Raw genomic sequence first — 15,622 nt, 5'->3', positions numbered from 1 at the left:
CGTGGTAGTGGCTTGATGGTTTTACTCTTTTTTGAAGAGGAAGTTATAAGTTAAAATCAATTTTTTAATTGCAGATAAATCAATAGTAAAAACTATGATGAATAATAGAAATAATAATAAAGATAAAAATCCTATAAAAAGATTTAACAAAATCTCGATAGGATTAGCTTCACCGGAATCTATCTTGAAAGAATCAAGAGGAGAGGTGTTGAAACCTGAAACAATTAACTACAGAACTCACAAACCAGAGCGTGACGGACTTTTTTGCGAAAGAATCTTCGGACCTGTTAAGGATTTTGAATGTGCTTGTGGTAAATATAAAAGAATTCGTTACAAAGGTATCATCTGTGACCGTTGTGGTGTTGAAGTTACGGAGAAAAAAGTACGTCGTGACAGAGTAGGACACATCAACCTTGTTGTCCCAATTGCTCACATCTGGTACTTCCGTTCTCTTCCAAACAAAATTGGTTATATCCTTGGTCTTCCATCTAAGAAATTAGATATGATCATTTACTACGAAAGATACGTGGTAATTCAAGCTGGTATTGCTAAAAATGCAGATGGAGAATCATTACAAAGATTAGATTTCTTAACAGAAGAGGAATATTTGAATATTTTAGATACTCTTCCACAAGAAAATCAATATTTAGATGATATGGATCCTAATAAATTTGTTGCCAAAATGGGAGCAGAATGTATTATGGATTTATTAGCTCGTATCGATTTAGATGCTTTATCTTATGAATTAAGACACAGTGCTAACAACGAGACATCTAAACAACGTAAAACTGAAGCTTTAAAAAGATTACAAGTTGTTGAGTCTTTCCGTGAGTCTAACTTAAACCGCGAAAATCGTCCTGAGTGGATGATTATGAAAGTGGTTCCTGTTATTCCACCAGAATTACGTCCGCTTGTGCCACTTGATGGAGGTCGTTTTGCAACTTCAGATTTAAATGACTTATACCGTCGTGTAATCATCCGTAACAACCGTTTGAAAAGATTAATGGAGATTAAAGCTCCAGAAGTTATCTTAAGAAACGAAAAACGTATGTTACAGGAATCTGTAGATTCATTATTTGATAACACTCGTAAAGCTTCTGCTGTTAAAACAGAATCTAACAGACCATTAAAATCATTATCTGATTCCTTAAAAGGTAAGCAAGGACGTTTCCGTCAAAACTTACTTGGAAAACGTGTGGATTATTCTGCTCGTTCGGTAATTGTTGTTGGTCCTGAATTAAAATTATTCGAATGCGGATTGCCAAAAGATATGGCATCTGAATTATACAAACCTTTCGTAATCCGTAAATTGATTGAAAGAGGTATTGTTAAGACAGTAAAATCAGCTAAGAAAATTATAGACAAAAAAGAGCCTGTAGTTTGGGATATCCTTGAAAATGTAATTAAAGGACACCCAGTATTACTTAACCGTGCTCCTACGTTACACAGACTTGGTATTCAAGCTTTCCAACCAAAATTAATTGAAGGAAAAGCGATCCAATTGCACCCATTAGTATGTACGGCTTTCAACGCCGATTTTGATGGGGATCAGATGGCAGTTCACTTGCCATTAGGACCAGAAGCTATTTTAGAGGCACAATTGTTAATGTTGGCGTCTCATAATATTCTGAATCCTGCAAACGGTGCTCCAATTACTGTACCTTCTCAGGATATGGTCTTGGGTCTATATTATATGACCAAAGAACGTATCTCAACACCAGAACATGTAATTTTAGGTCAAGACTTAACTTTCTATTCTGCAGAAGAAGTAAATATTGCATTAAACGAAGGAAGATTAGAATTGAATGCTCGTGTAAGAATCAGAGCGAAAGATTTTAATGAGGCTGGAGAATTAGTGTACAAAATTATCCAAACAACTGCCGGACGTGTATTATTTAATGAAGTAGTACCTGAAGCAGCCGGATATATCAATGATGTATTGACTAAGAAAAACCTTAGAGATATTATTGGACACATTTTAAGTGTGACTAATGTACCTACTACTGCTGCTTTCTTGGACAATATGAAAGATATGGGTTATAAATTCGCATTTAGAGGAGGTTTATCATTCTCTCTTGGTGATATTAGAATTCCAGAACAAAAAACAAAATTAATTGCAGATGCCAGAGAGCAAGTTGAAGGTATTTCTGTGAATTATAACATGGGTCTTATTACAAATAACGAACGTTACAACCAAGTTATTGACGTATGGACTTCTGCAAATGCGCAGTTGACAGAATTAGCGATGAAAAATATTAGAGAAGACCAACAAGGTTTCAACTCTGTATATATGATGCTTGACTCTGGGGCGAGGGGTTCTAAGGAACAGATTCGTCAGTTAACTGGTATGCGTGGTTTGATGGCTAAGCCTAAAAAATCTACTGCCGGTGGTGGTGAGATTATTGAAAACCCGATTCTTTCTAACTTTAAGGAAGGACTTTCGATCCTTGAGTACTTTATTTCTACTCACGGTGCTCGTAAAGGACTTGCGGATACGGCTCTTAAAACTGCCGATGCAGGATACTTGACAAGAAGACTTCATGATGTTTCGCAAGATGTTATTGTTAACATCGAAGATTGTGGAACTCTTAGAGGTGTTGAAGTTTCTGCTTTGAAGAAAAATGAGGAAATTGTTGAATCTTTAGGAGAAAGAATTTTAGGACGTGTTGCATTGCAAGATGTTATAAATCCTCTTACTAATGAAGTGTTAGTTCAATCAGGTCAACAAATTACTGAAGCAATCATGAGAGTTATTGAAGCTTCTCCGATTGAAAAAGTAGAGGTTAGATCTCCATTAACTTGTGAAGCTTTAAAAGGTATTTGTGCTAAATGTTACGGTAGAAACTTAGCTACCGGTAAGATGACACAAAGAGGTGAAGCAGTAGGAGTTATTGCAGCTCAATCTATTGGAGAGCCAGGTACACAGTTAACACTTCGTACGTTCCACGTTGGAGGGGTTGCAGGAGGTATTTCTGAAGAATCTAGTATTGTTACAAGATTCAACGGTAGACTTGAGATTGAAGATTTAAAAACTGTAAAAGGTGAGGACAGTGAAGGTAATGCGGTTGATATCGTAGTATCACGTTCAACTGAATTAAAATTAGTTGACGAGAAAACTGGAATCGTTTTAAATACACATAATATTCCTTACGGATCTAGTATTTTCGTTAAGGATGGTGAAGTAGTTACTAAAGGATCTACTATTTGTAAATGGGATCCATATAATGGTGTAATTGTTTCTGAATTTACTGGTAAGATTGCTTACGAGGATTTAGAGCAAGGACAATCGTTCATGGTTGAAATTGATGAGCAAACAGGATTCCAGGAAAAAGTAATTTCTGAAGCCAGAAATAAAAAATTAATTCCAACTTTATTGGTTTACGGTAAAGAAGGTGAATTGATTCGTTCGTATAACTTACCAGTAGGAGCCCACCTTATGGTTGAGAACGGTGAGAAAATTAAAGCAGGTAAAGTATTGGTTAAAATTCCACGTCGTTCTTCTAAAGCAGGAGATATTACGGGAGGTTTACCAAGAATTACGGAGTTGCTTGAGGCTCGTAACCCTTCAAACCCAGCAGTTGTTTCTGAAATTGACGGTGTTGTTTCTTTTGGAAAAATCAAAAGAGGTAACCGTGAAATTGTTATCGAATCTAAATTTGGTGAGATTAAAAAGTATTTAGTTAAACTTTCAAGCCAAATTTTAGTACAGGAAAATGACTTCGTAAGAGCAGGAATACCATTGTCTGACGGTGCAATTACACCAGATGATATTTTAAGAATTCAAGGGCCGGCTGCTGTTCAACAGTACTTGGTAAATGAAATTCAAGAGGTATACCGTTTACAAGGGGTGAAAATTAATGACAAGCACTTTGAGGTAGTTATTCGTCAAATGATGCGTAAAGTAAGAGTTCAAGATCCAGGAGATACATTATTCCTAGAAGATCAATTAATTCACACTAAAGATTTTATCGTTCAAAATGATAAATTATACGGTATGAAAGTAGTTGAAGACGCTGGAGATTCTGCTGTATTGAAACCAGGTCAGATTATTTCTCCTCGTGATTTACGTGATGAAAACTCATTGTTGAAACGAAATGATAAAAATCTAGTTGTAGCTAGAGACGTAATTACTGCAACTGCAACGCCAGTTCTACAAGGTATTACTAGAGCTTCGCTACAAACTAAATCATTCATCTCTGCTGCTTCTTTCCAAGAAACAACAAAAGTACTTAACGAAGCTGCTGTAGCTGGTAAAGTAGATGATTTAGAAGGATTAAAAGAAAATGTAATTGTTGGACACAGAATTCCTGCAGGAACTGGTATGAGAGAATACGATAACACTATCGTAGGATCAAAAGACGATTACAATGAAATGATGGCTAATAAAGAAGAATATATTTATTAATTAGGAAACTATGAGTAATCCGAAACAACAACAAGAGCAGATTAATATTGAGTTAGATGAAACTATTGCAGAAGGAATTTATTCCAATCTTGCGATTATCAATCACTCATCATCAGAATTTGTTTTAGATTTTGTGAGCATTATGCCCGGTATTCCTAAAGCCAAGGTAAAGTCAAGAATTGTCTTGACACCACAACATGCTAAAAGATTATTGAAAGCAATTGGTGAAAATATTCATCGCTTTGAAGCCGCTCATGGCGAAATCAAAGAGACAGAACAAGCACCAATACCGCTTAACTTTGGTCCGGCAGGACAAGCATAAATTTTAAAAGCCCCAGTAATGGGGCTTTTTTTTGTTTAAGGTTAAAATTAAATAGATCAAAATGCAAAAGTGAGAATTATGAAAAAAACAGATAACCTGAATAAAAAGAAATTTTCGGTTTTGTATTCGGAGCTGTTTATTTATAGTCCAATGTCATTAAGGTAGGTTTTTTGATTATAAATTTCCTCAAAAAGTTACAAAGACGTAAAGTTTAAACCCGATATTGTCATTTCGAGGAACGAGAAATCTTCACGAGTAAGTCCGCAACGAGAATCTAATCTTTGCCGAGCTTCTTGCGAAGATTTCTCGTTCCTCGAAATGACAAAATCTTTGCGATTTTATGCCTTCACGAGAGATTTATTAGCTAAGATTTTAAAGCTATTTTTCTTAACTTAATGACATTGATGTATAACTCAGGGTTTCAATCTTGGAAAACGGATTGACACGTGCATTGTATATGAATGGTTGTAACCATTGGCAATGTTTTTAAAAGAGTTTTTAAATGTAGTTTACCCGATTTAAATCCACTTTCGTCGACTAAATTTTCTGGTTTGATTGTATTGTTTTAATTTGGTTAMTCTGAATAAAAAGAGTTTAATTTATCGAATATAATGACTTAGTATAAAGGTTGGATTAATTCAAATTAAAAAAAAGCGCTAATGAAAATTAGCGCTTTTTTTATGGTATTTATAGAATGAAATTTAATCAAATTCAGAAGTAAAAAATAATTTTACACTTGGATATTTGTTCTGTGTCATTTGAATTGTAAAGTCAGAATCTGCTAAGAATACTAATTGATTATATTTATCGTGAGCCAGAAATTTTTGTTTGATACGTTTAAATTCTTTAAACTCATCATTCTTAGCATCATCAGGTTTTACCCAACACGCTTTATGTACAGGGAAATTCTCATACGTACATTTTGCACCATATTCATGTTCTAAACGGTATTGAATAACCTCATACTGAAGTGCTCCAACAGTTCCAATTACTTTACGGTTGTTCATTTCTAAGGTAAATAACTGCGCAACACCTTCATCCATTAATTGATCTACTCCCTTGTCCAATTGCTTGGCTTTCATTGGATCAGCATTGTTGATGTATCTAAAGTGCTCTGGAGAAAAACTTGGAATTCCTTTGAAACTCATGATTTCTCCTTCAGTTAACGTATCACCAATTTTAAAGTTTCCGGTATCGTGTAAGCCTACAATATCACCTGGATATGAAATATCTACAATTTCTTTTTTCTCAGCGAAGAACGCATTTGGACTAGAGAATTTTAAATTTTTCTTTTGGCGTACGTGGTAATAAGGTTTGTTTCTTTCAAAAGTTCCGGAAACAATTTTTATAAATGCCAAACGATCACGGTGTTTTGGATCCATATTAGCATGGATTTTGAAAACAAAACCAGTCATTTTTTCTTCTTTAGGATCAACTAAACGAGTTTCTGAATCTTTTGGTCTTGGAGATGGAGCAATTGCAACAAAACAATCTAACAATTCGCGAACACCAAAATTATTTAAAGCTGAACCAAAAAACACAGGCTGAAGTTTTCCGTCTAAGTAATCCTGACGATCAAATTTTGGATATACTTCATCGATTAATTCTAATTCTTCACGTAATCTGTCTGCTGGTTTTTGACCAATAATTTTTTCTAATTCAGGACTCTTAACGTCTGAGAAAGCAATAGTTTCTTCAATGTTTTTACGGCTGTCACCACTAAAAATATTAATGTTTTGTTCCCATAAATTATAGATTCCCTGAAAATCATAACCCATTCCAATAGGGAAACTTAGAGGTGTAACCGTAAGACCTAGCTTTTGTTCTACTTCATCCATTAAGTCAAAAGCATCTTTTCCTTCACGGTCTAATTTATTGATGAAAACAATCATAGGAATGTTTCTCATTCTACAAACTGCAACTAATTTTTCAGTTTGTTCCTCAACTCCTTTTGCAACGTCAATTACAACAATAACGCTGTCAACAGCAGTTAAAGTTCTAAATGTATCTTCTGCAAAATCCTTGTGTCCAGGAGTATCAAGAATGTTGATTTTTTTATCTTTATAATTAAAAGCAAGTACAGATGTTGAAACCGAAATCCCTCTTTGGCGTTCGATTTCCATAAAGTCACTCGTTGCTCCTTTTTTGATTTTATTATTTTTTACAGCTCCCGCTTCCTGAATAGCCCCTCCAAACAACAATAATTTCTCAGTTAAAGTAGTTTTACCGGCATCGGGATGCGATATAATTCCAAATGTTCTTCTGCGTTGTATTTCTTTTAAAAAGCTCATATTTCGTATAAATAGGTTGCAAAAGTACTATTAATTACGGCTTAATAAAAATATTCACTTCCTAAATTAGGAACTCTTTTGTTTTATTGGAGATAATGTACAAGCAAAAAAATAAGGCTGTTTTTTTAGAACAGCCTTAGAATTATAAATTTTAAAATTACTGGTTAATAGACCAAACCGAATATCCTTTAGGCGGACATTGAATTTTTACCCATTTATCTGCTTGTGTTGTTGGAAACCAGGTTGAGTTTCCTGTGAAATCTTTAATTTGTGTATTTGCCCAATTAGTCTGAATCCATCTTTCCTGCCAGGAATCTGAGTTGTTGATATATACAACCAGTCCCGGATTTCCATTGTATCCATTTCTTCTGGCAACATATTCATCATTATCAGAATATAAAATCGAAGTTGTACCTGTAGCTTTGTTATTGTGAATCCAAATCAAGTTGTTTAATTTGTTTTTGTCAAGCCATTCTTCATAATCTCTATAGAAAATTGTTGGATATCCTTCATGCGTTAATATATAAGAATAAGCTAATAATTTATTCGAAATTTCATCTGTATCGTGATTAGTCACAAACGTAACGGCTTTGTATGGATTTCTCTTCCACATCATGTCGTCGTTTAAGAGTGCAAGATTATTTCCGTCAAAAGCATCATTCATTTTGTAGTAGCAAGCAAAATCAAATACAGAACTGTTTGCACTGTTTGCCCACGATTCTAAAGTATTTACGTTGGCATCCCAATATTCTCCAACAGAAAATCCACCAACATTTGCATTCCAATCGTGAATAACCCATGGAGCAAAACCTTTTACATAATCAAATCTCCAGCCATCAAATTTCATTGTGTTTTTGTAGTATTTACCAACTCCGTCAGTTCTAAGCCACAACCAATTTTGAACATTTGGAGCTGCATGGCATAAATCCGGAAAGCCGCCAAAAGCTCCTTCATCATTATTGCCATAACTATTTTTATAAAAGTCATTGTAATTACGAGGGAATTTTCCAGATGCAATTCCGGTAAAATTGGTCCAAGTGCTGGTTCCCGTAAACGGATTCGCTTCAGATTGACCTCCGCTATTGTGATTAATTACAATATCAGCATACACTTTTAGGTTTTCAGTATGCGCGTTAGTGATCAAATTTACCAGTTCAGTTTTGGATCCAAATCTGGTCTCTATAGAACCATTTTGGTTGTAATCTCCAAAATCAAAATAATCAGTAGGGTCATATCCCATAGAGAATGCCCCGTTTTGAGCTTTTGAAGCAGGAGGTAACCATATAGATCCAATTCCTGCATTACCCCAGGCCGCTACTTTGCCGCTTACAGTATTCCACCAGGTTCCACCAGAAGGAACATCCCAATAAAAGGCTTGCATCATAACTCCGCCACCGGGATTGTCTACATATTTTCCTGTTGAAGATGATGAGGAAATTCCTGTACTGAAAGGTTTTCCGTCATGATGCGTTACATTAATGATTTCAAATTTCTGACTTTCAGCTTTTGAATCGACTTCCGTTGTTTCATTTTGCGAGCAGGAGCCAAGGAATGCTGCAACTGCTGCAATAAAATAAATCTTTGCATTAGGTTTTTTCATAATCGAGATTTGGTTAAGGTTAGATTAATAAAGTTATAATTACATATTTATTGAGGTATAAAAACGAACAATTCGTAATTTTAATACCTGTAAATTGTAAATTATTCATCTAAAGTATGTATTTTTTGTATTGATCAGTTTTTATAAGAAAATAGTTATACAGCGAAAACGTTGTAGTGTTAAAAACTTTTTTTTATTCGATTGTAATTTAACAGTTTGCATACGGTCGTTATTTTGATAAATACAGGATTTTCAGAACTATTAAAGCAATGATTTTGCTATTTTAAAAAGATTAATCTCTTTTGATTAGTGCTTCTTATGTGAAATTTAAGTGTACTCCATATAATTTTTTGTTAATAGTATAGCTGATAGTTGTATTATGTAATTGAATTGTTATTTTTGTTCGGCATAAGTTAAAAGAACTAGATCTTAAATATTTAGTGTTTTCAGAGTCATTTCTGAAAATATAGGTTAAGTTGATTTTAGTTTAAAACGAAATTCTAAAAACAAGATCTTTACATTCAAATTAAATTTAAAATAATGTTATTAAAAAAATTACAGCTAAAAACAGTTGATTACAAGCTAGTGCTGACAATGTGTTTTTTACTTTTTTTCAACTCAATTATTTCGGCTCAGGAAATTATAAAAGATACTGTAGTTAAGAAACCAGTTCAAATTCCTTCCGGTCAAAAGCTGAAAGTTGATGGTATTATTGCTAATGTTGGAGATTATATTGTTTTAGATTCTGATATTGATAAAGGATATTTAGAGATTACTGCTCAGGGTGGTTCTGTAAAAGATATAACAAGATGCCAAATGCTTGGTAAACTTTTAGAAGATAAATTATATGCACATCAGGCAATTCAGGATAGTATTATTGTCAGTGATGCCGAGGTTAGAAGTATGATGGACGATCGATTGAATTACATGGTTCAACAAGTTGGAGACATCAATAAAGTAGTGGCTTATTATAAGAAAAATTCTGTAGAAGAATTTAAAACTTATTTTTCCGATATTTTAAAAGAGCAAAAATTGGCTCAGGAAATGACCAAAAAAATCGTTGATGCAGTAGAAATAACTCCTGAAGAGGTTCGTAACTTTTTTAAAAAAATACCAAAGGAAGAATTGCCGACTTTTGGAGCAGAGATGGAAGTAGCTCAAATTGTGGTTGAGCCTAAAGTTTCAGCAGAAGATAAGCAAAAAGTTAAAGATCGATTAAATGCGATTCGTAAAGATGTTCTTGAAGGTTCCAGTTTTGCAACAAAAGCAGTTTTATATTCTCAAGATCCTGGATCGGCACCTAATGGAGGATATTACAAAATGACCAGAAAAACTCCTTTTGTAAAAGAATTTAAAGATGTTGCTTTTAGTTTAGCAGAAGGCGAAATTTCAGAACCTTTTGAAACTAGTTTTGGATTCCATATTATTATGGTAGAAAAAATTAAAGGACAAGAGGTTGAATTGCGTCATATTTTAATTGCGCCAACGGTTTCTGAAGATGCTTTAAAAGAAGCGAAAGAAAGAATTGCTAATATTAGAGCTAAGATTGTAAGCAAAGAGATTTCTTTTGCTGATGCTGCAAGAACAGAATCTGATGAAAAAGAAACAAGAGCAAACGGAGGAACTTTAGTAAATCCTAATACACAGGATACACGTTTTGAATTGACAAAAATGGACCCGACATTATACAGTCAGGTTTCAAATTTAAAAGATGACGAAGTTTCACAACCGCTTTTAAACACAGACGATAAAGGTAAAAAAACGTATAAGTTAATTACCGTTACCAATAGAATTGACGAGCACGTTGCTGATTATGCTAAAGATTATACAAAAATTAAAGAATTAGCATTGAAAGAAAAGCAAATCACAACGATTTCAAAATGGTTTGATACAAAAATAAAAGATACTTATATCAAAATTATCGGAGAGTACAGAGATTGTAATTTTGTATACAATTGGTTGAAAAAATAATTTTTATTAAATAAAGAAAAAGAGTTAGTTTTATGAATTCATAGCACTAACTCTTTTTAATTTAAAATATATTCATAGATGTCTGACGTAACAGCAATTCACAATCTAGTTCAAAAACGAAACGAATTAAAAGCCGAAATAGCCAAGATCATTGTAGGGCAAGATGATGTTGTAGATCAAATTTTACTTTGTATATTTTCTGGAGGACACGCACTTTTAATAGGTGTTCCCGGATTGGCAAAAACTTTAATGATCAATACTCTGGCTCAGGCATTAGGTTTAGATTTTAAGAGAATTCAGTTTACGCCGGATTTAATGCCGTCGGATATTTTGGGAAGTGAAATTTTGGACGAAAACAGACACTTTAAATTTATTAAAGGACCAATTTTCTCCAATATAATTCTTGCTGACGAGATTAACAGAACGCCGCCTAAAACACAGGCAGCTTTACTTGAAGCAATGCAAGAGCGCTCAGTTACTATTGCGGGACAAAATTATAAATTAGATTTGCCTTATTTTGTGTTAGCAACTCAAAACCCAATTGAGCAAGAAGGAACTTATCCGTTACCGGAAGCGCAATTAGACCGTTTTATGTTTGCGATAAAATTAGAATATCCAAGTTTTGAAGAAGAAGTGCAAGTGGTAAAACGTACGACTTCTGATGTAAGAACAACAATCAACCCATTGTTTACAGCGGAGGAAATTATTGATTTTCAACATTTGATTCGCCGAATCCCTGTTGCTGATAATGTTATTGAATATGCGGTAACTTTGGTAAGTAAAACACGTCCTGATAATGCTTTGTCAAATGAATTTGTAAAGAATTATTTAGACTGGGGAGCGGGGCCAAGAGCTTCTCAAAATCTAATATTGGCAGCAAAAGCACATGCAGCTTTCAATGGAAAGTTCTCACCGGATATTGAAGATGTAAAAGCAGTTGCAACCGGAATTTTGCGTCACAGAATTATTAAAAATTACAAGGCAGATGCGGAAGGAATTACAGAAGAAATTATTATTCAGAAGCTGATGTAAGAGAATATAAAAGCATAAAAAAGCCTAACAGATTTCTAAAATCTGTTAGGCTTTTTTTATAAAGGAGTTTTACTGGTTTCGTTTACAAGACGAATTGATTTATTATAAAAGAGTTTGATTAGTAAAACTTCAGGTAGAGAAGTGTATTTTCTATTATCGCATTCGTACCACCAATAAGAAAAGTATTGAATGTTATTTTTCTCCATTCGGACAAAGCTTATTTCATCGTTATTTTTACTGATCACTTTTGATTCTATTACTTTATAGCCATTTCCCGTCCAGCAAATCAAAGGATTGTGTGCTATTGTTTTAATGTAAATGAGTTTTCCGGGAGTTACAATCTTAAAAACTTCTTTGTTTACCCAGATCCCTTTACTACTATTATAATCAGAGTTTATATTGTCAAGCAATTTGTAATCTTGTTCTTTTTTGATTTCTAAACTGGTTATAAACAGAATCAGTATTACTATTGTAATTGGAAATAAATTAAAGGTATTGGTTTTGTCATTTTTGATTGCTTCTTTTTTGGGTTTGAAAAAACGAACTAAAAATAACATTGGAACAATTTGATAAAACAGAAAACAAAGCAAACCAATGGAATGATGAAGTGCATTTTCTTGGGTACAATTAAATACGATTAGCGTTATTATTCTAAAGTAATTCGAGATAATATTGAGTAAAATTACAAGAAAACAGAATAAAAGAATTTGTTTGATGTTAAAGTATTTTTGTTGTTTTCTTTCTTCTAAGGTTAATAAAAAAGCTCCGGCAAGTAAACCTGTTTTAAACATAGACAACCCCATGCAAGCAGTATCAATGGTTATTTTTGCATGGTTGATATAAAAATTAACGCCTTCAATTTTATCTATTAAGATGAAGTTTTTTAAAGTCAGATAAACACCATAACAAAGTGTTTGTTTTATTTCGACAGTTAAATAATCAAAAAAAGTATTAAAAAGAGAGGAAAACAATATGATGCAAATAAAAGCAACAAATGAAAACTTACGTGTAAAACAATAATAGACAAAGCAGGCGAATAATGATAAAGCCAAAAAATGCAATGATTTGGTGTGTAAGCGATAGCTGATAAATTCTAATAGAAAAATCAATCCCAAAAGGGGGTAATTCAAATTAAATGAAGTTTTTCTACCCCCAATAAGAAATAATAGTATAGAAAAAACAATTCCAAAAAGATTACTATCAAGACCGTTTAATACAATGGTATAGTTTATTCCAAAAAGGAAAATTAAAATAAACAGGATAATTGTTTTTTTATATTGAGCTAAAAAATCATTCATTAGATAGTTTGCTTTTGTTTTTTCTGTAATAAAAGAAAAGTACTGTTGATCCAATAATAATCAATAACCATTCGTGTGGTTCAGGAACAGCACCGTCATTATTAATAGAGGCGTTTCCTAAAGTATCGACGTTTTTCTCGATTCCATTTTTTTTGTAATCATCATCAGTTTCAAGGACGATCAAGGAGGATATGGGGGTTACAATATTGGCATCTTTAGCTAAATCGACATATTGGTTATTTGCCAATGAATCATTTTGGATTTTAACTTGTTCTTCCATAACTTTTCCAAAAGCATACATTCTGTAAATATGATTTGGTCCAATATTTTTAAGAGAATCGTTTTTAGGGTTTTCTGTGATAGAAATATTAGCTAGTTGAATATTGACTGTGTTTTTCTCGGTTTTGTATAAAACAAAATGATTTTGTTGGATTAGTTTCAGGCAATTTTTAGAACTCGTTTGAAAATAATCTACATACTTTTGTTCTTTTGCGGTTTGCCAAAATGGATTAATATCCGACGAGATATTGATTACTTTTAAATTTCGCTGTTTGGTTTCCGTTTTTATTCTTTTTAAATAATTAGAGTTTTCAAGTTCTTCAAAATTGGCAGAGAAAGTGCCGCATTTTGTGATAATCAAACTGTTTGGAGTAATTTTATAAAGAGGCAGTAAAGAATAATGCAAGTCTTCGAAGTCTAATTCGATAGCTTTGAAGTTTTCTTTATTTATAGCTTTCTTTTCTCCATTTACAAAAACAAATAAATTGGCTCTATGCAGCTCTGTAAAAGATTCGATTTGTTTAATAGTCCAACTGCTGTTTAAATCCAATATAATTTCTGAAGGTTTAAATGGTATAATTGTTTTCTGAATATCTTTTACTTCATAAACTTTATCCTTCCATGTAAATGAACTTGATTGAGAGTTTTTGATTATTGGCATGTAAGCTTCCCAATCGTCTAATCCCTTTGATTGATTTATGTAATAATGGTTTTTAAGTTCAAAATCTTTACTTGTTTCTATTTTTATGTTTCCAACAGTTTGAATTCTTGATATTGTTTCTGCATTTGAAATATTTGGACCTTTTATAGAAAGACTTTGGTATTTCATTTCGTTATCTTCGACTTTTAAAGGAGTTGTAAAACCGCATTTAAATTCCCTTGGATTTGTTCTGTTAATTGGAAAAACTCTCACCACGACTTTATTTCCCTCTTTCCATTGCATCAATGACGGATCCCGGCTTTCTACACCAACAATTTGTTTATAGGCTTTTTGAGCTTTTTCTTTCGTAGTCAAAACCCCTTTTCGTTCAATTCCATTTACCCATAAAGAAAGGGAAGTTGCAACGGAACCTTCCGGAAGCTGAAAAGAATAAATTGCTTCCTGATCTTCCCATGAATCTTCATCACAGGCAATCTTCATTGTGATTTCGGTGTAAGCCAAACGGGCATCAGGATATATTTTTACATCTTCTTTGATGTTTTTAGTAAATAAATCTTTTCCGCTCCACAATTGTTCTTCTGTTTCTAATCGTTTGTCAAAGTTTGATTTTAGGATATTAATTCTGTCGTCCTTACTCAGATTAAGATCTTCGCAAAACAAATACGCAATAGAGATAAATGGATTGTGAATTTTTCTTTCATTATATTGTTGGTTGCCCAATGAATCAAAACCTCCAAATGTGAATAGATCATGAAGTGGAATATAAACGATGTCTTTTTTAAGTAAAATTTCATTGAAGAAATTGGGTTTTAAGTTCTGAGAAACTGAAATATAACTTGGGAGATCTTCATTATTATTAAATGATTTCATTGAAATAGATTGCGCTATTTTTCTACTTTCCATACTCAGTCCGGTTGTAAAAGCAATTTGACCAATTAGTACAATCAACAATCCTGCACCAAAAGAAATATAATTGATTTTGTTTTGAGTTAGATTTCGTACGATTGTTAATAGATGAATGATAGTGACCAATGCGGGAACTAAACCATAGAAACCTAATCCTAAAGCGATGATTCCGATAAAGGAAATTGGCATAATTGGAATTAGATAGATCGCAAAATATAAAATGATTATAAAGGATATTCCATTTATAAAATAATAAATAGAGTTGTTCTGATTTTCTTCTGAATTTCTATAAATAAAAAAATTAGAGAGACAAAAAGCAAGAGTTGTTAGATAAACCCATATTGGCAAATCCTGAAAAATAGGAATAAATATATTCAAACAGAAACATCCAATAAGCCAATTGAGAATTAAAAATGGCATTAAATGAATGTATTTTTCTTTTTTTCTTAGAATTATAAAAGAAAGACTAACTCCGTATATAAATTCAAATATCAAACTTAATCCGGCAATTGATCCAAAATCATGAAAACGGAATTCTTTGGAAGTAAGAGCAATTATTAATAGAATAGTGCTCAAGACAGTCACCGCTAAACTAATCGTAACTCCTGTTTTTTTAGTATAATCTTGGAAAATCTCTAATTTGTGTTTCATAGTTGTATTTATTTAAAAGTACTTTGATATGCAAAGTTATAATAAAAAATGAATTTCGATCTTTTTTTATTTATTTTTTTGAAAGGGAAGATTTGAACTTGAACTTATCACTTTTCGGCATTCGAAAAAGCGGCAAAAAGAGCCAACTATAACGTTATAATTATTTATTTAGAAAGGTTCTTTGTTTAAATCGAGGTAAAATCCGA

Annotated in this window: 8 protein-coding genes; 4 read left to right on the top strand and 4 right to left on the bottom strand. The window is 32.8% G+C overall.

Going from position 1 to position 15,622, the window contains the following annotated elements; genetic code table 11:
• Nucleotides 1-94 precede the first annotated feature (94 nt).
• Together rpoC and EAH81_RS16580 are read left to right on the top strand one after the other, a co-directional pair.
• Nucleotides 95-4,405 carry a DNA-directed RNA polymerase subunit beta' gene (gene rpoC, locus EAH81_RS16585; RefSeq protein WP_140509141.1) on the top strand — a complete coding sequence of 1,437 codons (4,311 nt, stop codon included), beginning with the start codon at nt 95-97 and terminating at the stop codon, nt 4,403-4,405.
• Between the two features lie 10 nt (nt 4,406-4,415).
• Entirely contained in the window at nt 4,416-4,727 is a 312-nt protein-coding gene (locus tag EAH81_RS16580; protein WP_072959407.1) for a DUF3467 domain-containing protein, read from the top strand.
• A 701-nt stretch (nt 4,728-5,428) separates the two neighbouring features.
• On the opposite strand, the gene EAH81_RS16575 is transcribed toward EAH81_RS16580, so the two are convergent.
• Nucleotides 5,429-7,018, bottom strand: coding sequence for a peptide chain release factor 3 (locus tag EAH81_RS16575; protein ID WP_140509139.1), 1,590 nt, complete (start codon nt 7,016-7,018; stop codon nt 5,429-5,431).
• A gap of 157 nt (nt 7,019-7,175) precedes the next feature.
• Nucleotides 7,176-8,618 (bottom strand): alpha-amylase, encoded by a 1,443-nt coding sequence (locus tag EAH81_RS16570; protein WP_140509137.1) that lies wholly within the window; start codon nt 8,616-8,618, stop codon nt 7,176-7,178.
• 540 nt (nt 8,619-9,158) lie between these two features.
• On the opposite strand from EAH81_RS16570, the gene EAH81_RS16565 reads away from it, so the two are divergent.
• Both EAH81_RS16565 and EAH81_RS16560 read left to right on the top strand, forming a co-directional pair.
• Entirely contained in the window at nt 9,159-10,589 is a 1,431-nt protein-coding gene (locus tag EAH81_RS16565) for a peptidylprolyl isomerase (protein ID WP_140509135.1), read from the top strand.
• Nucleotides 10,590-10,667: 78 nt separating this feature from the next.
• Nucleotides 10,668-11,621, top strand: coding sequence for an AAA family ATPase (locus tag EAH81_RS16560; protein ID WP_140509133.1), 954 nt, complete (start codon nt 10,668-10,670; stop codon nt 11,619-11,621).
• A 56-nt stretch (nt 11,622-11,677) separates the two neighbouring features.
• On the opposite strand, the gene xrtN is transcribed toward EAH81_RS16560, so the two are convergent.
• Together xrtN and EAH81_RS16550 are read right to left on the bottom strand one after the other, a co-directional pair.
• A complete protein-coding gene (gene xrtN / locus EAH81_RS16555) occupies nt 11,678-12,919 on the bottom strand; it encodes an exosortase N (protein ID WP_140509131.1) in 1,242 nt (413 codons plus the stop codon).
• Nucleotides 12,912-15,416, bottom strand: a complete 2,505-nt coding sequence (locus EAH81_RS16550; RefSeq protein WP_140509128.1) for an XrtN system VIT domain-containing protein — start codon at nt 15,414-15,416, stop codon at nt 12,912-12,914. The genes xrtN and EAH81_RS16550 overlap by 8 nt, the downstream gene beginning before the upstream one ends.
• Nucleotides 15,417-15,622 lie beyond the last annotated feature (206 nt).

It is taken from the genome of Flavobacterium pectinovorum, assembly GCF_006438875.1.
GTDB lineage: Bacteria > Bacteroidota > Bacteroidia > Flavobacteriales > Flavobacteriaceae > Flavobacterium > Flavobacterium pectinovorum_A.
Note: the sequence above shows the minus strand (reverse complement) of the source record. Positions and strands in the feature narration are given on the sequence as shown.

Bases quoted from the DNA above. Each gene is read 5' to 3' on its own strand.
- rpoC (WP_140509141.1), top strand. From the start codon at position 95: ATGATGAATAATAGAAATAATAATAAAGATAAAAATCCTATAAAAAGA.
- EAH81_RS16580 (WP_072959407.1), top strand. From the start codon at position 4,416: ATGAGTAATCCGAAACAACAACAAGAGCAGATTAATATTGAGTTAGAT.
- EAH81_RS16575 (WP_140509139.1), bottom strand. From the start codon at position 7,018: ATGAGCTTTTTAAAAGAAATACAACGCAGAAGAACATTTGGAATTATA.
- EAH81_RS16570 (WP_140509137.1), bottom strand. From the start codon at position 8,618: ATGAAAAAACCTAATGCAAAGATTTATTTTATTGCAGCAGTTGCAGCA.
- EAH81_RS16565 (WP_140509135.1), top strand. From the start codon at position 9,159: ATGTTATTAAAAAAATTACAGCTAAAAACAGTTGATTACAAGCTAGTG.
- EAH81_RS16560 (WP_140509133.1), top strand. From the start codon at position 10,668: ATGTCTGACGTAACAGCAATTCACAATCTAGTTCAAAAACGAAACGAA.
- xrtN (WP_140509131.1), bottom strand. From the start codon at position 12,919: ATGAATGATTTTTTAGCTCAATATAAAAAAACAATTATCCTGTTTATT.
- EAH81_RS16550 (WP_140509128.1), bottom strand. From the start codon at position 15,416: ATGAAACACAAATTAGAGATTTTCCAAGATTATACTAAAAAAACAGGA.